Source organism: Pseudomonas sp. GW821-FHT02B10 (assembly GCF_059421865.1).
This window is the reverse complement of the sequence record NZ_JBWKVU010000005.1, coordinates 39,433-64,246: the sequence shown is the minus strand read 5'-3', so window position 1 is coordinate 64,246 and position 24,814 is coordinate 39,433. Positions and strand designations below refer to the sequence as shown.

Sequence of the window (24,814 nt, the reverse complement as noted above, 5' to 3'; positions counted from 1 at the left end):
AGCGCGCCGGATCTGCCAAGGCAAGATCCGGCGTTGCCATATATACGATCAGGGCGCCTGAGCGCCCTTGGAGATGTCGAATTTTGCCTGGGAGAGCTGCATGAAACTGCTCGTCGTTGAAGATGAGGCGCTGCTGCGCCATCACTTGCAAACCCGCCTCACGGACAGCGGCCATGTGGTCGAGTCCGTGGCCAATGCCGAGGAGGCGCTGTATCAGACCGAGCAGTTCAACCATGATCTGGCGGTGATCGACCTGGGCTTGCCGGGCATGGGTGGGCTGGACCTGATCCGCCAGCTGCGCTCGCGGGGCAAGGCGTTTCCGATCCTGATCCTGACGGCACGCGGCAACTGGCAGGACAAGGTCGAAGGGCTGGCCGCCGGCGCTGACGACTATGTGGTCAAGCCCTTCCAGTTCGAGGAGCTGGACGCACGCCTGAATGCGCTGCTGCGTCGCTCCAGCGGGTTCACCCAGTCGACCATCATCGCCGGCCCGCTGCTGCTCGACCTCAATCGCAAGCAGGCCTCGCTCGACGAACAGCCGCTGGCGCTGACCGCCTACGAGTACCGGATTCTCGAGTACCTCATGCGCCACCATCAGCAGGTGGTGGCCAAGGACCGGCTGATGGAGCAGCTGTACCCGGACGATGACGAGCGCGATCCGAACGTGATCGAGGTGCTGGTCGGCCGCCTGCGGCGCAAGCTGGAGGGGCCGTCGGGCTTCAAGCCCATCGATACCGTGCGTGGCCTGGGTTATCTGTTCAACGAGCGCTGCCGATGATTCGATCGTTACGCCTGCGCCTGATGCTGGCGGCCACGACGCTGGCGGTGCTGTTCATGCTGGCGTTGTTGCCGGCCATGCAAGGCGCGTTCAGCCTGGCGCTGCAGGATTCCATCGAGCAGCGCCTGGCCTCCGACGTGACCACGCTGATCTCGGCGGCCCGGGTCGAGAACAATCACCTGCAAATGCCGGCGCAACTGCCGGACGAGCGCTTCAACCTGACCGACAGCCGTCTCCTGGGCTACATCTACGACCGGGAGGGGCGGCTGGTCTGGCGCTCCAAGGCGACCCAGGAAGAGAACATCAACTACAAGCCGCGGTATGACGGGCGCGGCAACGAGTTCGCGCGTATCCGCGAGGTCAACGGCCAGGAGTTTTTCGTCTACGACGTCGAGGTCAAGCTGCTGGGCGGTAAAAGCGCGGCGTTCAGCATCGTCGCCTTGCAGCCGGTGCGTGAGTACCAGCTGACCCTGGAAGGGGTGCGGGAAAACCTCTACCTCGGGTTCGGTGCCGCGTTGCTGGTGCTCCTGGCGTTGCTCTGGCTCGGCCTGACCTGGGGCCTGCAGGCATTGCGCCGGCTGAGCCAGGAGCTGGACGAAATCGAGAGCGGCACCCGGCAAAGCCTCAGCGAAGAACATCCACGCGAACTGCTGCGCCTGACCGGCTCGTTGAACCGCCTGCTGCACAGCGAGCGCGAGCAACGCAGCCGTTATCGCGATTCCCTGGATGACCTAGCCCACAGCCTGAAGACCCCGCTGACGGTGTTGCAAGGGGTCAGCGAGGACATGGCCCTGCGTCCTCAAGATCGCGAACAGGCCTGGGTGCTGCAGACCCAGATCGAACGCATGAGCCAGCAGATCAGCTACCAGCTGCAGCGCGCCAGCCTGCGCAAGAGCGGCCTGGTGCGCCACCAGGTGCGTTTGCGTCCGGTACTGAAAAGCCTGTGCGACACCCTCGACAAGGTCTATCGCGACAAACAGGTGCGGGTCTCGTTCGATCTGCCGGAGCGCTGCTATGTGCCGATCGAGCATGGAGCCTTGCTCGAATTGCTGGGCAACCTGCTGGAGAACGCCTACCGCCTGTGTCTGAGCGAGGTGCGCATCAGTGTCCGCCAAGACCTCCACGGCGCGCAGTTGTGTGTCGAGGACGATGGGCCGGGCGTGCCGCCGGACCAGCGGGCGCGGATTCTCCAGCGCGGCGAACGGCTGGATCGCCAGCATCCGGGGCAGGGGATCGGCCTGGCGGTGGTCAAGGACATCATCGACAGCTACGGCGCGCAACTGACCCTTGGCGATTCCACCCTGGGCGGGGCGGCGTTCCGTATTCACTTCCCGGCGATTTGATCGGCGCGCTCAGGTTTCCTGGGCGCGGTAGGCGCCCGGGGTCAGCCCGGTCCACTTCTTGAACGCGCGGTGAAAGGCCGATGGCTCGGAAAAGCCGGTCTGCTCGGCGATCTGTTGCAACGACAGGTCGGCCCGACGCAGGTGGTAGATGGCGATATCGCGCCGCAACTGATCCTTCAACTCCTGAAAGCTCGTGCCTTCTTCGCGCAAGTGCCGGCGCAGGGTCTGCGGGCTGATGTGCAGGTGCTGGGCGATGCTTTCCAGGTCCGGCCAATGGTTGCTGTCGCGGCTGAGCAGGCGGCGCAGCTGGCTGCTCAGGCTATCGCCGTCGTCCGGGCGGGCCAGCAGGTCGGCAGGGGAGCGTTCAAGGAAGTGCTTGAGGGTTCGTTCGTCCTGCAGCAGCGGCATGCTCAGGTAGCGGCTGTGGAACAGCAGGCTGCTGCAGTCGCGGGAAAACACCAGGGGGCAGGGGAACAGCAGGTCGTATTCGTTGCCGTGCTCGGGTTTCGGGTAGCTGAAACAGGCCTGCTCGAGGCGGATGCGCTGGCCGATCAACCAACTGCCGAGGCGATGCCAGATCACCAGCAGGCTCTCGCTGAGGAAGTGGTCCGGGTCCCACAGCGCGGCGTCGTCCAGGCTCAGGCGGGTCATGTCCCCTTCGCGCGTCAGGCTCAGCCGCGGTGCCTGGGGGAACAGGCTATAGAACAGCAGGCCGCGCTGCAGGGCCTTCTCCAGGTTGCTGCAGTGGATCAGGGCGTGGCACATCATGGCGAAGGTGCCGCGCTTGCTCGGGCCGTCGCCAAACCCCAGGTACTCGTCGTCCAGAACTTGCCAGAGCTGTTGCAGCAGGCTGGCGAACTGCTCGGGGGCGATACGGGCCTTGGGTTCGTTGAGCAGTTCGAGGCTGATGCCCAGGGTCTGCAGCAACTCCGAATAGTCGTAGCCCCGCCGGCGCGCCCCGCCCAGGGCGGCGCGGGCGAAATGACTGGCGATGGTGCGTTCGCGCATGAAGGTTGATCCGTCCATTAAGTGGCGGATGTTAACAGCCGCCAACGACTGGGCAAGGCGGATATCCGCCAAATTGTAGGACGAGCGTCGGGCGATGGGCGGAAATCCGCCACTTCATGTAGGGGCAGGGAGAGCGAGGGCGAGCGCAAACCCTGATGTCCAAAGGCCTTCAGGTTTTTTTGGCAAGCTGGCACGGGCTTTGCGATAGCGAGCAAGGAGAAGGGAGCAGCGAAAGGTGTTCCCCGCAGCTCTACACAACAAATCCCTCCAGTGCAGGAGGGTTCGCACTTTAGGCGTCGTGTGCATCGATGGATGGTGTGCAACGGTGCTCTTGAGGAACTTTGCAATGACGACTCGTCAGCCACTGTACAAATCCCTGTATTTCCAGGTGATCGTTGCCATCGCCATCGGCATCCTGCTCGGTCACTTCTACCCGCAGACCGGTGTGGCCCTCAAGCCCCTGGGTGACGGGTTCATCAAACTGATCAAGATGGTCATCGCGCCCATCATCTTCTGTACGGTCGTCAGCGGTATCGCGGGCATGCAGAACATGAAATCGGTGGGCAAGACCGGTGGCTACGCGCTGCTGTACTTCGAAATCGTTTCGACCATCGCCCTGCTGATCGGCCTGGTCGTGGTCAACGTGGTGCAGCCGGGCAACGGCATGCACATCGACGTGTCCACCCTGGATGCCTCGAAAGTGGCGGCCTACGTCACCGCTGGCAAGGACCAGAGCATCGTCGGCTTCATCCTCAACGTCATTCCGAACACCATCGTCGGCGCCTTCGCCAACGGCGACATCCTGCAAGTGCTGATGTTCTCGGTGATCTTCGGTTTCGCCCTGCACCGCCTGGGTGCCTACGGCAAGCCGGTGCTGGACTTCATCGACCGTTTCGCCCATGTGATGTTCAATATCATCAACATGATCATGAAGCTCGCGCCGATCGGTGCGCTGGGTGCCATGGCCTTCACCATCGGCGCCTACGGCGTGGGTTCGCTGGTGCAGCTGGGCCAGCTGATGATCTGCTTCTACATCACCTGCGTGCTGTTCGTGCTGGTGGTGCTGGGCGCCATCTGCCGCGCCCACGGTTTCAGTGTGTTGAAGCTGATCCGCTACATCCGTGAAGAGCTGCTGATCGTACTGGGTACTTCCTCCTCGGAATCGGCCCTGCCACGCATGCTGATCAAGATGGAACGCCTGGGCGCGAAGAAGTCGGTAGTGGGCCTGGTGATCCCCACCGGTTATTCCTTCAACCTCGACGGTACTTCGATCTACCTGACCATGGCGGCCGTGTTCATCGCCCAGGCGACCGACACCCACATGGACATCACTCACCAGATCACCTTGCTGCTGGTGCTGCTGCTGTCCTCCAAAGGCGCCGCGGGCGTGACCGGTAGCGGCTTCATCGTGCTGGCGGCGACCCTGTCGGCCGTGGGGCATCTGCCGGTGGCCGGCCTGGCGCTGATCCTGGGTATCGACCGCTTCATGTCCGAAGCCCGCGCGCTGACCAACCTGGTGGGTAACGCAGTAGCCACCGTAGTGGTCGCCAAGTGGGTCAAGGAGCTGGACGAAGACCAGTTGCAGGCCGAGCTGGCTTCCGGTGGTCGTGCTATCAGCGACACTCGCGAAGAAGATGACCTGGGCGTTGCCGAAGGCCCAACCCCGACGTCCGTGAAGTAACTTCACCGCGTCGATGAAAAACCCGCTGCGGCGGGTTTTTTCATGCCCGGGGTTTGAGCGCAACGGTCAGCCCGGGTGGCGCTTGCGGTGATTGCCGGACCTCGAGACGCTGCCTACTCTGTGGGCAGTCAATCGGCAAGGGAGGGTGCTCATGCAAGGGCCACTGGCGTCACTCAAGGTACTGGATTTCTCCACGCTGCTGCCGGGGCCGTTCGCCTCCTTGCTGCTGGCGGACATGGGCGCCGAGGTGCTGCGCATCGAATCGCCGACCCGCATGGACCTGCTGCGCGTGCTGCCTCCCCACGATCAGGGCGTCTCCGCCAGCCATGCCTACCTCAATCGCAATAAGCGCAGCCTGGCGCTGGACCTCAAGCAGCCCGAGGCGCTGGAGGTGATCCGCCAACTGGTGCTGGAATACGACATCGTCCTGGAGCAGTTCCGCCCCGGGGTGATGGAGCGCCTGGGGCTGGGCTACGAGGCGCTGAAGGCGCTCAACCCGAAGCTGATCTATGTCTCGATCACCGGTTACGGCCAGACCGGCCCGTACCGGGACCGCGCCGGCCACGACATCAATTACCTGGCCCTGGCGGGCCTGGCCAGCTACACCGGGCGCAAGGACAGTGGGCCGTTGCCCCTGGGCATCCAGGCGGCGGATATCGCCGGCGGTTCGCTGCATGGGGTCATCGGCCTGCTGGCGGCGGTGATTGCCCGCCAGCACAGCGGCCTGGGGCAGTACCTGGACGTGAGCATGACCGATTGCGTGTTCAGCCTGAACGCCATGGCCGGAGCCGGCTACCTGGCGTGCGGGATCGAACCCGCGGCGGAGCAGCAGGTGCTCAATGGCGGCAGCTTCTATGACTATTACCGCAGTCGGGATGGTCGCTGGCTGTCGGTGGGCAGCCTGGAGCCGCCGTTCATGCAGGCGCTGTGCAAGGCCCTGGGGCGTCCGGAACTGGCAGCCCAGGGGCTGTCACCGCAGCCGGAACAACAGCAGGCGCTCAAGCAGGCCTTGCAGGTCGAGTTCGAGAAGCACGATTTTGCCGAGCTCTGCGAGTTGTTTGCTGGGGTCGACGCCTGCGTCGAACCGGTGCTGGGCCTGGCGGAGGCGGTGGCGCATCCGCAGCTGCAGGCACGGCAACTGGTCAGCCAGGTGCCGCGTGGCGATGGCAGCTACCAGGCGCAGATGGCCTGTCCGTTGAAGTTTTCCCAGGGGCTGCCGGAGCCTCGGCATATCGGGGCGGAACTGGGCGCCCATAGCGACCAGGTGCTTGTCGAGCTGGGTTACAGCGCGCAGCGCATCGCTGAGCTACGCCAGGGCCGGGTCATCCTGTAGGGCGCCAGGGCCGGGTTCACTCCACCCGCATCTCGCCACTGAACACCAGGGTGTGCCGGCAGCGCCGGCACAGATAACGCCGGCCCTGGGCGACTAGGCGGTGGCGCTGGGCGGAAAACGGGAAATCGTTGTCGCAGGGGCAGCGGTAGATGTAGCGGGTCACGCTGCGGCGCTGGATCTCGTAGGTGTGGCAGCGATTGGGCGGCAGTTCGTACACGCCGCGCATGATCAGTTGCCATTCTTCGCCGTGGGGCTGAATGCGCTCGCCGAACAGTTGGTGGGCGATCAGGTGCGCGACTTCATGGGCCACGGTCTGTTTGAGGAAGTCTTCGGTGTTTTCCCGGTACAGCTGCGGGTTGAAGCGCAGCAGGTTCTCGTGCAGGTGGGCGACACCGGCTTTCTGACCGCGCAACTTGAGGCTGACCACCGGGCGTTTGAAAGGTCGTTTGAAAAAGGATTCAGCGAGTTGGAAACAGTCTTCGACGCGGGTATTGAGTTGCTCGGGCATGCTTAACGGCTCTCCAGAGCGGGTGAGTATGCCGCAAAGCCGATGCATTCCGAATCGTCCAGGCGCCGAATGGTCGTTGCGCAGATTAGAAGGCCGCCTTGCGGCGGCCTGTGTTGGCAGATTGTGTTGGTTTTTTGAGCGACGTCAGTTGGTGTAAACGGGGCCGACGCCAAGACCCCAGACGATCACGGTGAACGCCATGATCGCGACCAGCACCACCAGCCCAACGGCCAGTACGGAGCTTGAGAACAGGAAACCTTCGTCCGAGGGAATGTTCATGAAGGTCGGCAACCCGACATACAACAGGTAGACGGTGTAGCAGATGGCGGCTGTGCCGACGATCATGCCGAGCCACATGTGCGGATACAGCGCCGCCAGGCCACCGATGAACAGGGGCGTCGCGGTATAGGTGGCGAACGCGATGCAGCGCGCCAGGCTCGGACTGGCGTCGTAGGTGCGGGCCATCCAGTGGACGAAGGCGCCCATGACCGCGACCCCGCCCAGCATTGCCAGGTACGACATGATGGTCATCCACAGTGCGCTTTCCATGGTCAGCATGACCGGTGCTCGATTGCCGATGACCCAACCGACCTGGGTGGTGCCGATAAACGCCGAAATCGCCGGAATCGCCGCGAGAATCAGCGTGTGGGTGAGGTACATGTGGCTGATGCTTTCCTCTTCGTCGCCACGTATTTCTCGCCATTCCTGATCGGGGTGGGTGAAGAGTCCCACGACATGATGAATCATAGTCAGTCACTCCTTTGTTATTGCCATCGCCCCCCAACGGAGCGCCTACGGGCCAGCGGCCAAGTAAGTAAAGGTCTGAATATGTGTGCGACCTTATGTCGCAGTATAGAAAGGACTGACCTGCAAAGGTCATGGGTGTTAGAGCAAATCGCGCTGTCGGCGCGGCTGGTAATCGCATTCGGCGATTTGATCGGTCGACTGGCGCCCGGCGCTTCGCCCGTGCGCGGTTTTTGCGTAAAATGACCGGCTTTTCGTCACACACCGCGGATTTCAAGCGCCATGGGCACTCTTACGGTCAACCAGAACAAACTGCAGAAACGCTTGCGCCGCCAGGCCGGGGAAGCGGTCGCCGACTTCAACATGATCGAAGACGGCGACAAGGTCATGGTCTGCCTGTCCGGCGGCAAGGACAGCTACACCATGCTCGATGTGCTGATGCACCTGCAGAAGGTTGCACCGATCAAGTTCGACATCGTCGCCGTGAACATGGACCAGAAGCAGCCCGGGTTCCCCGAGCACGTATTGCCGGCCTACCTCGAGACGTTGGGCGTGGAATACCACATCGTCGAGAAGGACACCTATTCGGTGGTCAAGGAACTGATACCGGAAGGCAAGACCACCTGTTCGCTGTGCTCGCGCCTGCGTCGCGGCACCCTGTACACCTTCGCCGACGAGATCGGCGCGACCAAGATGGCCCTGGGTCACCACCGGGACGACATCGTCGAGACCTTCTTTCTCAATATGTTCTACAACGGCTCGCTCAAGGCCATGCCGCCCAAGCTGCGGGCCGACGATGGGCGTAATGTGGTAATTCGCCCCCTGGCCTATTGCAGCGAGAAGGACATCCAGGCCTATTCCGACCTCAAGCAGTTCCCGATCATCCCGTGCAACCTCTGCGGCTCCCAGGAAAACCTGCAGCGCCAGGTGGTCAAGGAAATGCTCCAGGAATGGGAACGCAAGACCCCGGGCCGTACCGAAAGCATTTTCCGCGGCCTGCAGAACGTGGTGCCATCGCAGTTGGCGGACCGCAACCTGTTCGACTTCACCAGCCTGAAGATCGATGAAACCGCGGCTTCGCGTTTCGTCAATGTGGTGAACCTCTGAGTCGTCTCGCGGCTCTGTATCGTGGAATCACGGCGCTCCTTCGAGCGCCGTTTCTTTATCGTCATTAGGAGAGGGCATGCGCGATTACAAGTGGCTGCACGAATACTGTCTGAACCGCTTCGGTTCGGCGGCCGAGCTGGAAGCCCATCTGCCGGTGCCGAAAACCCCGGCGCAATTGCGCAAGATCAGCGATGACCGTTACCTCTCGACCCTGGCCCTGCGGGTATTCCGCGCCGGCTTGAAGCACAGCCTGGTGGACGCCAAGTGGCCGGCCTTCGAAGAGGTGTTCTTTGGCTTCGACCCACAGAAAGTGGTGCTGATGGGCGCCGAGCACCTCGAGCGGCTGATGCAGGACACGCGGATCATTCGCCACCTGGGCAAGCTCAAGAGCGTGCCGCGCAACGCGCAGATGGTGCTCGACGTGGAAAAGGAGAAGGGCAGTTTCGGCGCCTTGATCGCCGACTGGCCGGTGACCGACATCGTCGGCCTGTGGAAGTACCTGGCCAAGCACGGTCACCAGTTGGGCGGCCTGTCGGCCCCGCGCTTTCTGCGGATGGTCGGCAAGGACACCTTCGTACCGACCTATGACGTGGTGGCGGCGCTGAACGCGCAGCAGATTATCGACAAGGTGCCCAGCAGCCTCAAGGACCTGGCCACCGTGCAGGGCGCCTTCAACCAGTGGCACGCCGAAAGTGGCCGGCCGCTGTGCCAGATCTCGATGATGCTGGCGTATACGGTCAATCACTGATCGGGGTGTGTTCCCTGGAGTACCGCGTCATCGTTCATCGCGAGCAAGCTTCGCTCCTACAGAAGTACTGGGTGCTCTGTAGGGGTGAGGCCTGCCCGCGATAGCGCGCCGTCAGGCGGCGCTGACCTGGCCTTCGCCCGCCAGTTTGCGGTTGAGCTGGAAGCGCCAGCGCACGTAGAGCAGGGCCGAGCAGAACACTGCCAGGCTGGCCAGCATCTCCAGGATGCCGAACAGTTGCCGGTTCGGGTCGTAGGCAGCCAGCGCGCCCTTGATGAAATACAGGTTCACCACAAAGCACATCCAGGAATGCCCGCGGGCGCTGCCCACCAGCATGCCCGGCGCCATCAACAGCAGCGGCACCAGTTCGATCAGCAGGATCACCCAGGGCCGGGCGCCATGCAGGTCGGCGACGAACAGGTAGTAGCCGCAGAGCAGGCCGACCAGGCCGAAAAAGCAGATCAGGCTCAGCACCCGGGTGATGCGTACGCGCGGCTCCAGCCATTCGATGGCCGGCAGGATCTTCGGCTTTTTAGCCACGGCTGCTCTCCAGTTGCAGGGCAGTCTTGGCCAGGCGCAGGCCCAGGGCGCGACAGAGGGCGACCTCGTGCTCGTTCAGCGGGCTCTTGCCGTCGGCGCCGGCATGGTGGCTGGCCCCGTAAGGCGTGCCACCGCCACGGGTTTCCAGCAGGGCCGATTCGCTGTAGGGCAGGCCGGTGATCAGCATGCCGTGGTGCAGCAGCGGCAGCATCATCGACAACAGGGTGGTTTCCTGGCCGCCGTGCAGGCTGGCGGTGGAGGTGAACACCCCGGCCGGCTTGCCCACCAGGGCGCCGGTCAGCCACAGGTTGCTGGTGCCGTCGAGGAAATACTTCAGCGGCGCGGCCATGTTGCCGAACCGGGTCGGACTGCCCAAGGCCAGGCCGGAGCAGTGCTTCAGGTCGTCGAGGCTGGCGTACAGCGCGCCGTCTTCCGGGATGCTCGGAGCCACGGCCTCGCAGTCGGCGGATATCGCCGGCACGGTGCGCAGGCGCGCTTCCATGCCACCTTGTTCGATGCCCCGGGCGATCTGCCGGGCCATCTCGTTGGTCGAGCCGTTGCGGCTGTAGTAGAGAACCAGGATGTACGGCGTACTCAAGGCAGGATCTCCAGCACGTTCTCCGGCGGCCGGCCGATGATGGCCTTGTCGCCGACTTCGAGAATCGGCCGTTCCATGAGTTTCGGGTGCGCGGCGATGGCGGCGATCAGCTGCGCTTCGCTGAGGCTGGCGTCGGCCAGGTTGAGGGTCTTGTACTCGTCTTCGCCGGTGCGCAGCAGCTGGCGGGCGCCGATCCCGAGCTTGCCCAGCAGGCTTTGCAGCTGGGCGGCATCGAGCGGGGTTTCCAGGTAGCGGACCACGGTCGGGGTCAGGCCACGGGCTTCCAGCAGTTCCAGCGCACCGCGGGATTTCGAGCAGCGCGGGTTGTGATAAAGCGTCAGATCGGTCATGGGCGGGTCGCATCTTGCGTAAGGTGGCGGCTATTCTACCTGTGCGACGGGCAGTCCTGAACCTTGCGAGGCGATGGGTCGCACGAGAAAGCGGGTTTGACGGTTTTTTTCAATACAAGGATCAAGGCATGGCAAGGCAACTGGCAGCGGCATTGGTGATCATCGGCACTTTGTTGCTGAGCGGCTGCGGTAACGATTACGGGGTCGATCAATATGGCCGGAAAGTCGCCGCCGAGCGTGTGGACAAGCAGTGGCTGGTGCTCAATTACTGGGCCGAATGGTGTGGGCCGTGCCGCACCGAGATTCCCGAGCTCAATGCATTGGCCGAAGGGCTCAAGGGCCAGCCGGTGAGTGTGCTGGGGGTCAATTTCGATAATGTGCAGGGCGAAGAACTGAAGAGCGCCAGTGAAAAACTGGGGATCAAGTTCACCGTGCTGGCGCAGAACCCGGCGGAGATTTTCGACTTGCCACGCAGCGAAGGCTTGCCGGTGACCTACATCATCGATGACCAGGGCAAGGTGCGTGAGCAACTGATGGGCGAACAGACCGCGGCGGGTGTGATGGCGAAGCTGGAAGCCCTGCGCGGGCATTGATCTGTAGCCGCTGCCGCGGGCTGCGATCGGCCTGCAAGGCCGTTGCGATCTCGGGATCGCTGAAGGTCCTGCGGACCTTATCGCAGCCTGCGGCAGCGGCTACAAGAGGGGCGGTCAACCTTCCTCGAGCCACCAGCGCAACGGCTTGCCTTCGGCCGGCCAGAAGCGCACTTGCTCGATTGGGGAAATGTCCCAGCGCTGGACGGTTTCCAGCGCCTGCAGGAAGCGTCGTTCCTGCTCCATCAGGGCTGGCGCGCACAGCTTGCGGGTACTGCCGACCTTGCCGAAGCTGAGCTTGTCGCCGTCCAGGGTATAGGGCGCGAACCAGTGGTTGCAGCCGCCGTTGCCGTAGGCGCGACCGTCTTCACCGAGGGTGATGGTCAGGTGGCTGTAGTCGATCAGCGGACGCTCGCCGATCCACTCCAGGATGTAGCTGCGATCCTGCTGCAGTTTCACCGGCTCCGCCGCGCAACCCAGCAGGCCGGCGCCGAACGCGGCGGTCAACGCCAGGCGTTTCATTGGGCGGCTCGCTGGCATTTCGGGCACAGGTGTTTTTCCCCTTCGCTGATCCAGCCCAGCTCGGCGATCCGCGCGCTGGCCGCGGGCTTTTGCGCCTTGCTGCCCAGCTTGGCGTCCACCGCGAACTCGAAGCTCAGCTCGGCCGCGCAGCTGTCGCAGTTGACCTGCCACTGATGGATCGCCAGCTCGCCGAATACCGGACCACGGGCCACGGCGACCCACTGGCCGACCGGGTTGATCAGGTGCCGCACGGTTTCCACCGTCAGGCGCATCGACAGGTCCTTGCTGCCCTTGAGGGTGACGATCAGCACGTCGTCGTTGCGGATGGAACCACCGTTGCCGGTGACCTGATAGCGGCCGGGCACCAGGGCGCGGCATTCGATCAGGGTGTGTTGCGGGTTCATCAGGCTGTAGCGGAAATCGTGTTCGACCATGGGTCCTCCAAATCTGGCGCGTATGCTAGCACGCACCCCGATATCTCAGGTTGCAGGCAGATGACCTTCGCTTACCGCCGGTCCGTCGACTCAGCCTTCCACTCGGTTGCAGGGCGCGCCGGCGGCCCAGGCGGCGATGTTGCGCAAGGTGGTGTCGGCGATCGCCGCCAGGGCCTCGCGGGTGAGGAACGCCTGGTGGGCGGTGACAATCACGTTGGGGAAGGTCAGCAGCCGCGCCAGCACGTCGTCCTGTAGCGGCAGGTCGGAGCGGTCCTCGAAGAACAGCTGCGCCTCCTCTTCGTAGACATCCAGCCCCAGGTAGCCCAGTTGGCCGTTCTTCAGGGCCTCGATCAGTGCCGGGGTATCCACCAGGCCGCCGCGGCCGGTGTTGATCAGCATTGCGCCCGGTTGCATCCGGGCCAGGCTCTGGCGGTTGATCAGGTGTTTGCTGTCGGCGGTGAGCGGGCAGTGCAGGCTGATGATCTGCGCCTGGGCCAGCAGCTCCGGCAGGCTCAGGTAACGTGCGCCCAGGGCCTCGACTTGCGGGTTGGGAAAGGGATCGTGGGCCAGCAACTGGCAGCCGAAGCCGGCCATGATCCGGGCAAAGGTGGCGCCGATCTGCCCGGTGCCGACGATGCCGACGGTTTTTCCCACCAGGTCGAAGCCGGTCAGGCCGTGCAGGCTGAAGTCGCCTTCGCGGGTGCGGTTGTAGGCGCGGTGCAGGCGGCGGTTCAGCGCCAGGATCAGGGCCACGGCATGCTCAGCCACGGCATGGGGAGAATAGGCCGGGACCCGGACCACGCTCAGGCCCAGGCGTTTGGCCGCGGCCAGGTCGACATGGTTGTAGCCGGCCGAGCGCAGCGCGATCAGGCGCGTGCCGCCGGCGGCCAGTTGCTCCAGCACCGGGGCGCTCAGGTCGTCATTGATAAAGGCGCAGACCACCTCGTGGTGCTCCGCCAGCGCCGCGGTGTCCAGGCTCAGGCGCGCGGCCTGGAACTGTAGCTCGATGCCCGGCGGCAGCTCGGTGCCGAGGAAGCTGTCGCGGTCATAGTTCTGGCTGCTGAAGAGAATCGTGCGCATGGCGTCGTCCTTGTGGGAGGTTGCCCCGAGCATGAACCTTCAGGGCAAACCTGTCGTTGCCCTGGGTCAGGCGTTGATGCGGGCCTCCGTGGCCAGGCGGTTGATGGCCCGTTCGAGTTCGTCGAGGGCGGCGAAGGCCTTGACGTCTTCCTGCTTGAGCAGGGTTTCGCTGCGCTGGCAGGCGGCGCGCAACTGCGGCACTCCACAGTAGCGGGTCGCCCCGTGCAGACGGTGGACCCGTTCGATCAGCGCATTGTGGTCGTTGGCGGCACGGGCGGCGCGAATCGCTTCACGGTCGGCCTCCAGCGAGGCCAGGAGCATCGCCAGCATGTCGGCGGCCAGGTCCGCCTTGCCGGCGGCCAGGCGCAAACCTTCGTCGTGATCCAGCACTTGCAGCTCGAGGCCGTTGCCGGACGGTTCGCCGGTGCGTTCCGGCCCCTGGTTGCGCAGGGCCAGACCGGTCCACTTCAGCACCACCTGAGCCAGTTGCCGCTCACTGATGGGCTTGGTCAGGTAGTCGTCCATGCCGCTTTGCAGCAGCGCGCGTTTTTCGTTGGCCATGGCGTGGGCGGTGAGGGCGATCACCGGCAGCGGCGTGCAGTTGCGTTCGCTCTCCCACTGGCGAATCGCCTCGGTGCTCTGGCGGCCGTCCATGCCGGGCATCTGCACGTCCATCATCACCAGATCGAAGGATTCATTCTGCACCGCCTTGACCGCCGCATAGCCGCTGTCGACTGCGAGCACCTTGGCGCCCATGTCTTCGAGCAGGGTCTGCACCAGCAGCAGGTTGGCCGGGTTGTCATCGACACACAGCACCCGTGGCGGGCGACTGGCGATCGGTTCGCTCGGCTCGTTGCGCACCACCTTGGGGTTGACCAGGTCGGCCAGGGCGCGCCGCAGTTTGCGGGTGCAGGCTGGTTTGGCCTGCAACTGGCTGTGAGGGTTGGGCACCGAGAGGTGGAAGAGCGTCTGTTCGGTGGTCGGGCACAGCACCAGTACTTTGCAGCCCAGGTGTTCGAGGTCCCAGATGTGCTGGTTGAGGCGTTCCGGCGGCATGTCGTTGGTGGTGATGCCGAGCACCGCCAGATCGATCGCCTGTTCGGTCTGATGCACTCCGGTCACGCCGTTGGTCAGGGCTTCCAGGGTATTGAACGGCGTCACTTCCAGGCCGCAGTCCTCGAGTTGATGCTGCAGGGCCTGGCGCGCCAGCTCATGGTTCTCCAGGACCGCAATCCGCCTGCCGAGCAGCGGCGGGGCGGGCAGGTCTTCGGCGTCGTCGCGGGTTTTCGGCAGGCGCAGGCTGATCCAGCACTCCGAACCTTCGCCGGGCGTGCTGTCGACGCCGATCTCGCCACCCATCTGTTCGATCAGGCGCTTGGAAATCACCAGCCCCAGGCCGGTACCGCCAGGCTGGCGCGACAACGAGTTGTCGGCCTGGCTGAAGGCCTGGAACAGGGCGCGCACGTCCTGGTTCGACAGGCCGATGCCGGTGTCCTGAATGCTGATGCGCAGTTGCACGCTGTCTTCGTGTTCTTCTTCGAGCATGGCGCGGGCGACGATGGTGCCTTCGCGGGTGAACTTGATGGCGTTGCTCACCAGGTTGGTGAGGATCTGCTTGAGGCGCAGCGGGTCGCCCACCAGCGACAGCGGGGTATCGCGATACACCAGGCTGACCAGTTCCAGCTGCTTGGCGTGGGCGGCCGGGGCGAGGATGGTCAGGGTGTCCTGCAACAGGTCGCGCAGGTTGAACGGAATACTGTCGAGCACCAGCTTGCCGGCTTCGATTTTCGAGAAGTCGAGAATTTCGTTGATGATTCCCAGCAGGCTGTCGGCGGACTTTTCGATGGTGCCCAGGTAATCCAGCTGGCGCGGGGTCAGTTCGCTTTTCTGCAACAGGTGGGTGAAACCGAGGATGCCGTTGAGCGGCGTGCGGATTTCGTGACTCATGTTGGCCAGGAATTCCGATTTGATCCGGCTGGCCTCCAGGGCCTCCTTGCGCGCCAGGTCCAGTTCGATGTTCTGGATCTCGATGGTTTCCAGGTTTTGCCGGACGTCCTCGGTGGCCTGGTCGATGCTGTGTTGCAATTCTTCCTGGGCATTCTGCAGGGTGCCGGCCATGCGGTTGATGCCCGAGGCCAGTTCGTCCAGCTCCTGGCTGCCGAGCAAGGGCAGGCGGGTTTCCAGGTTGCCGTCCTTGAGTTGGGTAACGGCATGTTTGATCTGGCTCAGCGGGTTGTTGATGGTGCGCCCCATGCGCAGCGCCAGCAGGCCGGTGCAGATCAGCCCGGCGATAATCAGCAGCAGGCTGGCGAACAGGCTGCGGTAGCCGCGCAACAGCATGCTGTTATGGGACAGCTCCAGCTCGACCCAGCCGAGCAGGCGGTCGGACTCGTCGGGAATCAGGTCGCCGGCCAGGTTGCGGTGGCGGCCGAACACCGGCAGCAGATAGCGGGTGGCGTCGCTGCCGGTGCGTTGCAGCATCTGGCTGCCGTTACCGGTCGGCGCCTGGTTGAGCATGCTCGGGCCGGCATGGGCCAGGGGCGTGCGGTCGGGCGCGAGGAAGGTCACTGCGCGCACGTCCTGCTGTTCCAGGGACTGGGTGGCGATGCGTTCCAGCAGGGCGGTGTTCTTGTGGGCCAGGGCCGGTGCCACCAGGGGCGCCAGTTGCTCGGCGATCATTTCGCCGCGTTGCAGAAGCTGGGTTTGCAGGTCCGACTGCTGCATCCAGGTGAAATAACCGCCCAGCACCAACGCCATCAGGCTGGTTGGCAGCAAGGTCAGTAACAGCACGCGGCCTTTGATCCCCAGTTTCTTAAGCACGCAACTCTCCTGCTACCACGCCGTTTTGAATGAACCCTGCGCACATCCGGTGCGCACCACCTGCGCAGTGTAGCCATTTGCTTTGCCGCAATCTTCGCAAAATTAACCGTCGAACCGCTCAGGTGCCGCGGTTTAGCGAGCGCTTTGTCGACCGGTGTCGGTTGCCCGGCCGCGGACAATCTTGAATAATCGCCCAACTGAGAATTACTTGCAGAAGCTAATGAATCCCGTATCTGTCAGCCATCCCCGGATCCTGAGTATCGAAGACGACCTGGTGCTCGGTGCCTATGTGCACGAGCAATTGGGCCGTTGTGGGTTTGATGTCACCTGGTGCCAGAACGGCCAGGAAGGCCTGACGATGGCTCGCCAGCAACCTTTCGATGTGGTGCTGATGGATATCCTCCTGCCGGGGATGGACGGGCTGACGGTGCTCACCCATTTTCGCCAGAGCCATTCCACGCCGGTGCTGCTGATGTCGGCGCTGGGAGCCGAGGCCGATCGCATCAGCGGTTTTCGCCTGGGGGCCGACGATTATCTGCCCAAGCCCTTCAGCATGGCCGAGCTGCGGGTACGGATCGAAGCCATCCTGCGGCGCGTGGCCCTGGATCGCCGGCCGGCCCCGGCGCCGCTCAGGCAGGAAGCCCAGGGCCTGCGTTTCGACGACGAGCTGTGCGACGTGCATTACGGGCAACAGTGGGCCGGGCTGACCCGCAGCGAATACCGCCTGCTGGAGACGCTCAACCGCAACGGCGACGAGGTCCTGAGCAAACCCTTCCTTTATCAGCATGTGCTGCAGCGCGGCTATGCGCCCCATGATCGCAGCCTGGACATGCACATCAGCCAGATCCGCCGCAAACTCAAGGCCGTCGGTTATGTCGCGCGGGAGGTGCGCACGGTCTGGGGCAAGGGCTATGTGCTGAGTGCCGCCGATGAAATGGCCTGAGCTGCCCGGCAGGCATTCGCTGTTCTGGAAGCTGGCCTGCCTGTTGGTCGCGTTCTGCCTGCTGATGATCTGGCTGAGCTGGTCCTGGGGCCGCTACATGGAACAGAAGAACCTGTTCCTTTCCGACGAGGCCCGCGGCACGCTGACCGGCTACGCCGCCGAAGCCGAACAGGCCTGGAACCAGGGGCAGAGTGCCGGGGTCGATGCCTGGCTGCAGGGCATGGCTGAGCGCGAGCGCCATTGGGTCGGGGTCATCGGCCGCGACCTGCAATCGCTGAGCAGCTATCCGCTGAGCGAAGCCGAGAGCCAGCACCTGACATTCCTGCGCGGCCTGGATTGGCCGGTCAGCCGGCATACCCGTGGCTTGCCCTGGCTGAAGATTGCGTTTCCCAACGACCCGTCCGCCGGCAGCCTGGTGATCGAGTTGCCCCAGCGCTTCATGCCCGGGCGCTACCGGGTGTTCTGGCGGGTGCTGACCAATGGCGTGATTCCTGGCCTGTTCACCCTGCTGCTGTGTGTCGGGCTGTATCGACTGCTGGTGGTACCGCTGAACCAGCTGCGCGAACAGGCCAACGCCTGGCGCGCCGATCAACTGAATGCGCGGCTGTCGAGCCAGACCACCAGTCGCCAGGACGAGTTGGGTGAACTGGGCCGGGCGTTCGACCAGATGTCCGAGCGCCTGCAGGGCACCGTGGCCTTGCAGCAACAATTGCTGCGCGATCTTTCCCATGAATTGCGCACGCCCCTGAGTCGCCTGCGGGTCGCCTGTGACGGCGAGCAGAGCCTGCCGGCACTGCGCGAGCGGCTGGCGCGGGAAGTCGATGGCATGCAGCGGCTGGTGGACGACACCTTGCAACTGGCCTGGCTCGACACCGAGCGGGCACCGCTGGCCGAGGAAGACATCCAGATCCAGGCCCTGTGGGAAATGCTCACGGAAAACGCCTGCTTCGAAAGCGCCTGGTCCGCCACGCAACTGCATTGCGCGCTGGACGCCTCGTGCTGGGTCCGGGGCAATCTCAATACCTTGGCCCAGGCCTTGGAAAACATTCTGCGCAATGCCATTCGCCATTCGCCCGCGGGCGGTCGTGTGCTGCTGGGCGGCCAGCGCCAGGGCGAGCATTGGTTGCTGTGGCTGGAGGATGAAGGGCCTGGCGTGGCCGACGCCGATCTGCAGCGGATCTTCGATCCTTTTACCCGCCTCGACGGCTCGCGCCCGGGCCATGGCGGTTTTGGCCTGGGGTTGAGTATTGCGCGCAACGCCGTGCAGCGTCAGGGCGGCCAGCTGTGGGCGGAAAATACCGGGCGTGGGCTGCGTTTGAACATGCGCCTGCGGGCTACGGTTGTGATGGAAGCGCCTTCGCCCGAAGCTGATTCGCTGCCTTATATCGTTAAGCCATAAGACCCTCACTTTGCGTGATATGGCCTGCGAACGTTTGCCGGTATGATAGTCGCCCCCGCAGTCCGGATTGCGAATACGCCATGACCTTGCAGTACCCCACCATCGCCGATTGCGTCGGCAACACCCCGCTGGTCCGTTTGCAGCGCCTGCCTGGCGTCACCAGCAACACCCTGCTGCTCAAGCTCGAGGGCAATAACCCGGCGGGTTCGGTCAAGGACCGCCCGGCGCTGTCGATGATCACTCGCGCCGAGCTGCGTGGGCAGATTCACCCCGGCGATACGCTGATCGAAGCGACCTCGGGCAACACCGGGATTGCCCTGGCCATGGCCGCGGCGATCAAGGGCTACAAGATGATCCTGATCATGCCCGACAACTCCAGTGCTGAGCGCAAGGCGGCTATGACCGCCTATGGCGCCGAACTGATCCTGGTCAGCCAGGAAGAGGGCATGGAAGGCGCGCGCGACCTGGCCGAAAAGATGCAGGCCGAAGGTCGTGGCAAGGTGCTCGACCAGTTCGCCAACGGTGACAACCCGGAGGCGCACTACACCGGCACCGGCCCGGAAATCTGGCGGCAGACCGAGGGCACCATCACCCATTTCGTCAGCTCCATGGGTACCACCGGCACCATCATGGGCACCTCGCGTTATCTGAAGGAACAGAACCCGAACGTGCAGATCATCGGCCTGCAACCGATGGAAGGCTCGGCCATTCCCGGCATTCGCCGCTGGCCGCAGGAATACCTGCCGAAGATCTACCAGGCCAGTCGCGTCGATCGCATCGTCGACATGGCGCAAAGCGAAGCCGAAGAGGTGACCCGGCGCCTGGCCCGCGAAGAAGGCATCTTCTGCGGCGTGTCTTCGGGCGGTGCGGTGGCGGCGATGTTGCGCCTGTCCCGCGAAGTCGAAAACGCGGTGATTGTCGCGATCATCTGTGACCGTGGCGACCGTTACCTGTCGACCGGCATCTTCGATGCGCCCAACTGATGGCTAAGCCAGTCAGAGGCCTGCGCTTCCAGCCTTCGGGCGGCAGCCGGGCTGCGCAGATACCCGTCGGGAAAAAACAGCGCCTGACCATCGAGCGCCTGGCCAACGATGGTCGCGGCATTGCCTTCCTGGAAGGACGTACCTGGTTCGTCGCTGGCGCATTGGCGGGCGAAGAGGTCGAGGCGCGCGTGTTGGGCACCCACGGCAAAGTGGTGGAGGCCCGTACCGAGCGGGTGTTCAGCGCCAGCGATTTGCGGCGGCCGGCGCCATGCGCCCATGCCGGCCGTTGCGGTGGCTGCAGCGTGCAGCATCTGCCCCATGACGAACAGCTTGCCCTGAAACAGCGCATGCTCGCCGAGCAGCTGTCGCGGGTCGCCGGTGTCGAGCCAGAGGCGTGGGCGGCTCCCTTGAGCGGTCCGGAGTTCGGCTACCGGCGCCGGGCGCGGGTCGCAGTGCGCTGGGACGCCAAGGCGAAAAAGCTCGAAGTGGGTTTTCGCGCCGCCGGTAGCCAGGACATCGTCGCCATCGACGAATGCCCGGTGCTGGTACAGCCCTTGCAACCGATCATGAGCCGCTTGCCGGCCATGCTGCAGCGCCTGAGCAAACCGCAGGCACTGGGGCATGTGGAATTGTTCAGCGGTTCGGCGATTGCCGTGCTGCTGCGCCATATGGCGCCGTTGTCCGCGGCCGACCTGGAGATTCTCCAGGCGTTCTGCGCATTCCATGAGGCCCAGTTGTGGCTGCATGGCGAAGGCGAGCCGCAACCGGTGGACCCGGACCAGGCCCTGGGCTATCGCCTGGAGCCCTGGAATCTGCAGCTGGCCTATCGGCCGGGAGACTTTGTCCAGGTCAACGCCGGGGTTAACGAGGCGATGGTGGCCCAGGCCCTGGAATGGCTGGCGCCACAGGCCGACGAGCGCGTGCTGGACCTTTTTTGTGGCTTGGGCAACTTTGCCTTGCCGCTGGCGCAGAACGTTCGGGAAGTGGTGGCGGTCGAAGGGGTGGCGACCATGGTCGCGCGTGCGGCGCAGAATGCTGCTAGCAACAATTTGCATAACACCCGGTTTTTTCAGGCCGATTTATCGCAGCCTCTGAGCGACGCCGAGTGGGCCCGCGAAGGCTTTTCTGCGGTACTCTTGGACCCACCTCGGGACGGGGCATTGGAGGTGGTACGCAAGCTGGCGAGCCTGGGCGCCAAGCGCCTGGTTTATGTGTCATGCAACCCTGCCACTCTGGCGCGTGACACAGTCGAACTGGTCAGGCAGGGCTACCGGTTAAAACGTGCCGGGATCCTCGATATGTTTCCTCAGACGGCACATGTCGAGGCCATGGCGTTATTTGAAGCGAGCTAGGATGGCTCGTCTAATCCGTTGGCCCGTCAGGCAGCACTCGCCGGCCCAGCGAGGAAATACTGGCAGTGAAGGTCAGCGATTTGACGCATTGAATGTGCGTCGTAGGGAAGGTAAAGCAAGATGGTACAGGTGAGAGCGCACCAGCCGATCAACACCGACGGCAGTATCAATCTCGAGGCGTGGCTCGATCATGCGGTCAGCGTCGACATGGCACTGGACCGTGAAGCCTTGAAAGAAGCCTGCGAGTTCGCTCGTGAGGCAGAGCAACAACACATCGCGGCGAAGAATCTCAGCGGCGAGGACATGTCGAGTTTCAGCACTGGCCTGGAGATCGCGGAGATCCTCGCCGACCTCAAGCTGGATCAGGATTCGCTGGTGGCCGCGGTGCTTTACCGTGGCGTCCGGGAAGGCCAGATCCCGCTGCCGGCCGTCAGCCAGCGCTTCGGCCCGGTGGTGGCCAAACTGATCGACGGCGTGCTGCGCATGGCGGCGATCAGCGCCAGCCTCAGCCCCCGCCAATCCCTCGTGCTCGGCACCCAGGCCCAGGTGGAAAACCTGCGCAAGATGCTGGTGGCGATGGTCGATGACGTGCGCGTGGCGCTGATCAAGCTGGCTGAGCGGACCTGCGCGATCAGGGCGGTGAAAAACGCCGACGACGAGAAGCGCAACCGGGTCGCCCGGGAAGTCTTTGACATCTATGCACCGCTGGCGCATCGCCTCGGTATCGGCCATATCAAATGGGAGCTGGAGGACCTGTCCTTCCGCTACCTGGAGCCTGAGCAGTACAAGCAGATCGCCAAGTTGCTGCACGAGCGGCGCCTTGATCGCGAGCGTTTCATCTCCGACGTGATGAACCAACTGCAGAATGAGCTGCGGGCCACCGGCGTCGACGCCGACATCAGCGGCCGGGCCAAACATATCTATTCGATCTGGCGCAAAATGCAGCGCAAGGGCCTGGAGTTCAGCCAGATCTACGACGTGCGCGCGGTGCGCGTGCTGGTCCCGGAAATGCGCGATTGCTACACCGCGCTGGGGATCGTCCACACCCTGTGGCGGCACATTCCGAAAGAGTTCGACGACTACATCGCCAACCCCAAGGAGAACGGTTACCGCTCGCTGCACACGGCGGTTATCGGCCCTGAGGGCAAGGTCCTGGAAGTGCAGATCCGCACCCATGCGATGCACGAAGAGGCCGAGCTGGGGGTCTGCGCCCACTGGCGCTACAAGGGCACCGACGTCAAATCCGGTTCCAACCACTACGAAGAGAAAATCTCCTGGCTGCGTCAGGTGCTCGAGTGGCATGAGGAACTGGGGGATATCGGCGGCCTGGCCGAGCAACTGCGGGTGGATATCGAGCCGGACCGGGTCTACATCTTCACCCCCGACGGCCACGCCATCGACTTGCCGAAAGGAGCGACCCCGCTGGACTTCGCCTACCGCGTGCACACCGAGATCGGTCACAACTGCCGGGGCGCGAAGATCAACGGGCGCATCGTACCGCTCAACTACAGCCTGCAGACCGGCGAGCAGGTCGAGATCATCACCAGCAAGCACGGCACGCCGAGCCGCGATTGGCTGAACCCGAACCTGGGGTATGTCACCACCTCGCGGGCGCGGGCGAAGATCGTCCACTGGTTCAAGCTGCAGGCGCGGGATCAGAACGTGGCGGCGGGCAAGACCCTGCTCGAGCGCGAACTCAATCGCCTCGACCTGCCGCAGGTGGATTTCGACAAGCTGGCCGACAAGGCCAACATGAAAACCGCCGAGGACATGTTCGCGGCACTGGGCGCGGGCGACCTGCGCCTGGCGCAACTGGTCAACCTGGCTCAGCAACTGGTGGAGCCGGAGCGCGGCAACGAACAGCTGGAACTGATCCCGCGCAAGGCCACCGGCTACAAGCCGGGCAAGCGCGGCGACATCCAGATCCAGGGCGTCGGCAACCTGCTGACCCAGATGGCCGGCTGCTGCCAGCCGCTGCCGGGGGATGCGATCGTCGGTTACATCACCCAGGGCCGCGGGGTGAGCATTCACCGTCAGGACTGCGCCTCGGTGCTGCAACTGGCCGGCCGCGAGCCGGAGCGGATCATCCAAGTCAGCTGGGGCCCGGTGCCGGTGCAGACCTACCCGGTGGACATCATCATTCGCGCCTACGACCGCTCCGGCCTGCTGCGTGACGTGTCCCAGGTGCTGCTCAACGAGCGGATCAACGTGCTGGCGGTCAACACCCGCTCGAACAAGGAGGACAACACCGCGCTGATGTCCCTGACCATCGAGATTCCGGGGCTGGACGCGTTGGGGCGGCTGCTGGGGCGTATTTCCCAGTTGCCGAACATCATCGAGACCCGCCGTAACCGTACCCCTTGAAAGTCGGAGCGTAGGAGCGAGCGGACGGCGATCCGGCTTGCCCGCGATGGCGATTTGTCTGACATACCGCTATCGCGGGCAAGCCTCGCTCCTACAGAAAACATGGTTTGGCAATGAGAGTGACCGATGTACAGCCTTGAAGACCTGTTGCACCTGATGGCGCGGCTGCGGGACCCGCAGTACGGCTGCCCTTGGGATATCAAGCAGAGCTACGCCACCATCGTCCCCCACACACTGGAAGAAGCCTACGAAGTGGCCGATGCCATCGAACGAGGCGATTTCGAACACTTGCAGGGTGAGCTGGGCGATCTGCTGTTCCAGGTGGTGTATTACAGCCAGCTGGCGCGGGAGGAGGGGCGTTTCGAGTTCGATGGCGTGGTCGACAGCATCACCCGCAAGCTGATCCGTCGCCATCCCCATGTGTTCCCTACCGGGGACCTGTACGCGCCGCTGGATACCCCGCGGCTGGATGAAGAACAGGTCAAGCAACGCTGGGAAGAGATCAAGGCCGAGGAGCGTGCCGAGAAGTCGGCGCAGCCTTTGCAGTTGTCCTTGCTCGACGATGTGCCCGCGGCGCTGCCGGCGCTGTCCCGTTCGGCCAAGTTGCAAAAGCGCGCGGCCCAGGTCGGTTTTGACTGGCCGGATGCCTTGCCGGTGGTGGACAAGATCCGCGAAGAGCTCGATGAAGTGCTCGAAGCCATGTCCGAGAATGACCCGCAGGCGATCGCCGACGAGGTGGGCGACCTGCTGTTCGCCGTGGTCAATCTGGCCCGGCATCTGAAGGTCGATCCGGAAACCACCCTGCGTGGCGCCAATGCCAAGTTCGAGCGACGGTTCCGATTTATCGAGCAGGCATTGCGCGATACCCGCCGACCCATGGAAGATTGCACCCTCGAAGAGTTGGACGCCTTGTGGGGCGAAGCCAAACGTCAGGAAAAGAATTTGCCCAGCTGTGGCTGAGGCTGTTGCCTAAGTGAGTGAGCACCAATGAGCCTTTCCCTTCGCGACCAGTTGCTCAAAGCAGGGCTGGTCAACCAAAAGCAGGCCAAACAGGTCAGCAAAGAGAAGCAGAAGCAGCAACGCCTGGTCCATAAAGGCCAGGTCGAGGCGGACGATACCCAGGCGCGCCTGGCCCAGGAGGCGCAGGCCGAGAAGGTCAAGCGCGACCAGGAACTCAACCGCCAGCAGCAGGAGAAGGCCGAGCAGAAGGCCCGTGCCGCGCAGATCAAGCAACTGATCGAAGTGTCGCGCCTGCCGAAGCTGACCACCGAGGATTACTACAATTTCGTCGACGACAAGAAGGTCAAGCGCCTGTCGGTGAACACCCTGATGCGCAACAAACTGAGCAGCGGCTCGCTGGCCATCGTGCACCATGCCGGCGGTTATGAGGTCATCCCGCGTGAAGCCGCGCTGAAGATCCAGGAGCGCGATCCACGGCGCATCGTTCAGCTCAACACGCCGACCGAGGCGCCGGACGAGGACGATCCGTACGCGGCCTACCAGATCCCTGACGATCTGATGTGGTAAACCCGCAGAAACAACAAACCCCGCCATGAGCGGGGTTTGTTGTTTCTGAAGCGCCTGCCGATGCG

At 63.8% G+C, this 24,814-nt stretch carries 24 protein-coding genes; 14 read left to right on the top strand and 10 right to left on the bottom strand.

The features are described from left to right. Positions 1–100: 100 nt before the first annotated feature. Both AC07VU_RS12990 and AC07VU_RS12985 read left to right on the top strand, forming a co-directional pair. On the top strand, positions 101–778 hold the full coding sequence (locus AC07VU_RS12990; RefSeq protein WP_007931776.1) for a response regulator: 678 nt from the start codon (positions 101–103) through the stop codon (positions 776–778). Next, entirely contained in the window at positions 775–2,121 is a 1,347-nt protein-coding gene (locus AC07VU_RS12985; RefSeq protein ID WP_007931779.1) for an ATP-binding protein, read from the top strand. The genes AC07VU_RS12990 and AC07VU_RS12985 overlap by 4 nt, the downstream gene beginning before the upstream one ends. A gap of 9 nt (positions 2,122–2,130) precedes the next feature. Here AC07VU_RS12985 and AC07VU_RS12980 read toward each other — a convergent pair whose 3' ends face one another. Continuing rightward, positions 2,131–3,129: an AraC family transcriptional regulator gene (locus AC07VU_RS12980; protein WP_053262272.1), complete on the bottom strand. Its 999-nt coding sequence runs from the start codon at positions 3,127–3,129 to the stop codon at positions 2,131–2,133. A gap of 346 nt (positions 3,130–3,475) precedes the next feature. On the opposite strand from AC07VU_RS12980, the gene AC07VU_RS12975 reads away from it, so the two are divergent. Together AC07VU_RS12975 and AC07VU_RS12970 are read left to right on the top strand one after the other, a co-directional pair. After that, positions 3,476–4,810, top strand: coding sequence for a dicarboxylate/amino acid:cation symporter (locus AC07VU_RS12975; RefSeq protein ID WP_007931783.1), 1,335 nt, complete (start codon positions 3,476–3,478; stop codon positions 4,808–4,810). Positions 4,811–4,961: 151 nt separating this feature from the next. Beyond that, positions 4,962–6,143 carry a CaiB/BaiF CoA transferase family protein gene (locus tag AC07VU_RS12970; protein ID WP_274304349.1) on the top strand — a complete coding sequence of 394 codons (1,182 nt, stop codon included), beginning with the start codon at positions 4,962–4,964 and terminating at the stop codon, positions 6,141–6,143. Between the two features lie 16 nt (positions 6,144–6,159). Here the strand turns inward: AC07VU_RS12970 and AC07VU_RS12965 are convergent, their stop codons facing one another. Then, entirely contained in the window at positions 6,160–6,651 is a 492-nt protein-coding gene (locus AC07VU_RS12965) for a SprT family zinc-dependent metalloprotease (RefSeq protein WP_007931787.1), read from the bottom strand. A 144-nt stretch (positions 6,652–6,795) separates the two neighbouring features. Further along, positions 6,796–7,398, bottom strand: a complete 603-nt coding sequence (locus tag AC07VU_RS12960) for a Yip1 family protein (RefSeq protein ID WP_007931790.1) — start codon at positions 7,396–7,398, stop codon at positions 6,796–6,798. Between the two features lie 279 nt (positions 7,399–7,677). Here AC07VU_RS12960 and ttcA point away from each other — a divergent pair, with 279 nt between their 5' ends. Both ttcA and AC07VU_RS12950 read left to right on the top strand, forming a co-directional pair. Further along, on the top strand, positions 7,678–8,502 hold the full coding sequence (ttcA, locus tag AC07VU_RS12955; RefSeq protein WP_007931792.1) for a tRNA 2-thiocytidine(32) synthetase TtcA: 825 nt from the start codon (positions 7,678–7,680) through the stop codon (positions 8,500–8,502). Between the two features lie 76 nt (positions 8,503–8,578). Then, positions 8,579–9,250, top strand: a complete 672-nt coding sequence (locus AC07VU_RS12950; protein ID WP_009045127.1) for a DNA-3-methyladenine glycosylase I — start codon at positions 8,579–8,581, stop codon at positions 9,248–9,250. 111 nt (positions 9,251–9,361) lie between these two features. On the opposite strand, the gene AC07VU_RS12945 is transcribed toward AC07VU_RS12950, so the two are convergent. Genes AC07VU_RS12945 through arsC form a run of 3 tightly spaced genes read right to left on the bottom strand, consistent with a single transcriptional unit; the run spans position 9,362 to position 10,735 of the window. Continuing rightward, complete coding sequence (locus AC07VU_RS12945) at positions 9,362–9,787, bottom strand: DUF2069 domain-containing protein (protein ID WP_053262269.1); 426 nt, start codon at positions 9,785–9,787, stop codon at positions 9,362–9,364. Continuing rightward, the gene (gene wrbA, locus AC07VU_RS12940) at positions 9,780–10,385 is read right to left on the bottom strand and encodes an NAD(P)H:quinone oxidoreductase (protein ID WP_007931797.1); all 606 of its coding nucleotides are present in this window, start codon (positions 10,383–10,385) and stop codon (positions 9,780–9,782) included. The genes AC07VU_RS12945 and wrbA overlap by 8 nt, the downstream gene beginning before the upstream one ends. Continuing rightward, positions 10,382–10,735: an arsenate reductase (glutaredoxin) gene (gene arsC / locus AC07VU_RS12935; RefSeq protein WP_007931799.1), complete on the bottom strand. Its 354-nt coding sequence runs from the start codon at positions 10,733–10,735 to the stop codon at positions 10,382–10,384. Before arsC ends, wrbA begins: the two co-directional genes overlap by 4 nt. Before the next feature lie 128 nt (positions 10,736–10,863). Between arsC and AC07VU_RS12930 the strand changes: the two genes are divergently transcribed. Beyond that, positions 10,864–11,328 carry a TlpA disulfide reductase family protein gene (locus tag AC07VU_RS12930; protein WP_495029992.1) on the top strand — a complete coding sequence of 155 codons (465 nt, stop codon included), beginning with the start codon at positions 10,864–10,866 and terminating at the stop codon, positions 11,326–11,328. 114 nt (positions 11,329–11,442) lie between these two features. Here the strand turns inward: AC07VU_RS12930 and AC07VU_RS12925 are convergent, their stop codons facing one another. The 4 genes from AC07VU_RS12925 to AC07VU_RS12910 form a co-directional block, all read right to left on the bottom strand. Further along, positions 11,443–11,847 carry an META domain-containing protein gene (locus AC07VU_RS12925; protein WP_007927741.1) on the bottom strand — a complete coding sequence of 135 codons (405 nt, stop codon included), beginning with the start codon at positions 11,845–11,847 and terminating at the stop codon, positions 11,443–11,445. Next, positions 11,844–12,281, bottom strand: coding sequence for a hypothetical protein (locus tag AC07VU_RS12920; protein WP_009050281.1), 438 nt, complete (start codon positions 12,279–12,281; stop codon positions 11,844–11,846). Before AC07VU_RS12920 ends, AC07VU_RS12925 begins: the two co-directional genes overlap by 4 nt. 90 nt (positions 12,282–12,371) lie before the next feature. Then, positions 12,372–13,361 (bottom strand): 2-hydroxyacid dehydrogenase, encoded by a 990-nt coding sequence (locus AC07VU_RS12915; protein WP_274304348.1) that lies wholly within the window; start codon positions 13,359–13,361, stop codon positions 12,372–12,374. Positions 13,362–13,427: 66 nt separating this feature from the next. Beyond that, positions 13,428–16,181, bottom strand: coding sequence for a response regulator (locus tag AC07VU_RS12910; RefSeq protein WP_495029991.1), 2,754 nt, complete (start codon positions 16,179–16,181; stop codon positions 13,428–13,430). 220 nt (positions 16,182–16,401) lie between these two features. Between AC07VU_RS12910 and AC07VU_RS12905 the strand changes: the two genes are divergently transcribed. The 7 genes from AC07VU_RS12905 (at position 16,402) to AC07VU_RS12875 (ending at position 24,749) form a co-directional block, all read left to right on the top strand. Then, the gene (locus tag AC07VU_RS12905) at positions 16,402–17,124 is read left to right on the top strand and encodes a response regulator transcription factor (RefSeq protein WP_277589419.1); all 723 of its coding nucleotides are present in this window, start codon (positions 16,402–16,404) and stop codon (positions 17,122–17,124) included. Then, positions 17,111–18,523 (top strand): sensor histidine kinase, encoded by a 1,413-nt coding sequence (locus AC07VU_RS12900; RefSeq protein ID WP_495029990.1) that lies wholly within the window; start codon positions 17,111–17,113, stop codon positions 18,521–18,523. The genes AC07VU_RS12905 and AC07VU_RS12900 overlap by 14 nt, the downstream gene beginning before the upstream one ends. A gap of 80 nt (positions 18,524–18,603) precedes the next feature. Beyond that, positions 18,604–19,506 (top strand): cysteine synthase CysM, encoded by a 903-nt coding sequence (gene cysM / locus AC07VU_RS12895; protein ID WP_053262263.1) that lies wholly within the window; start codon positions 18,604–18,606, stop codon positions 19,504–19,506. Then, positions 19,506–20,858 (top strand): 23S rRNA (uracil(1939)-C(5))-methyltransferase RlmD, encoded by a 1,353-nt coding sequence (gene rlmD / locus AC07VU_RS12890; RefSeq protein WP_274304346.1) that lies wholly within the window; start codon positions 19,506–19,508, stop codon positions 20,856–20,858. Before cysM ends, rlmD begins: the two co-directional genes overlap by 1 nt. 120 nt (positions 20,859–20,978) lie before the next feature. Then, entirely contained in the window at positions 20,979–23,222 is a 2,244-nt protein-coding gene (gene relA / locus AC07VU_RS12885; RefSeq protein WP_007927768.1) for a GTP diphosphokinase, read from the top strand. 126 nt (positions 23,223–23,348) lie between these two features. After that, positions 23,349–24,182: a nucleoside triphosphate pyrophosphohydrolase gene (gene mazG / locus AC07VU_RS12880; protein WP_009045117.1), complete on the top strand. Its 834-nt coding sequence runs from the start codon at positions 23,349–23,351 to the stop codon at positions 24,180–24,182. 27 nt (positions 24,183–24,209) lie between these two features. Beyond that, positions 24,210–24,749: a DUF2058 domain-containing protein gene (locus AC07VU_RS12875; protein WP_007927770.1), complete on the top strand. Its 540-nt coding sequence runs from the start codon at positions 24,210–24,212 to the stop codon at positions 24,747–24,749. Positions 24,750–24,814: the final 65 nt, after the last annotated feature.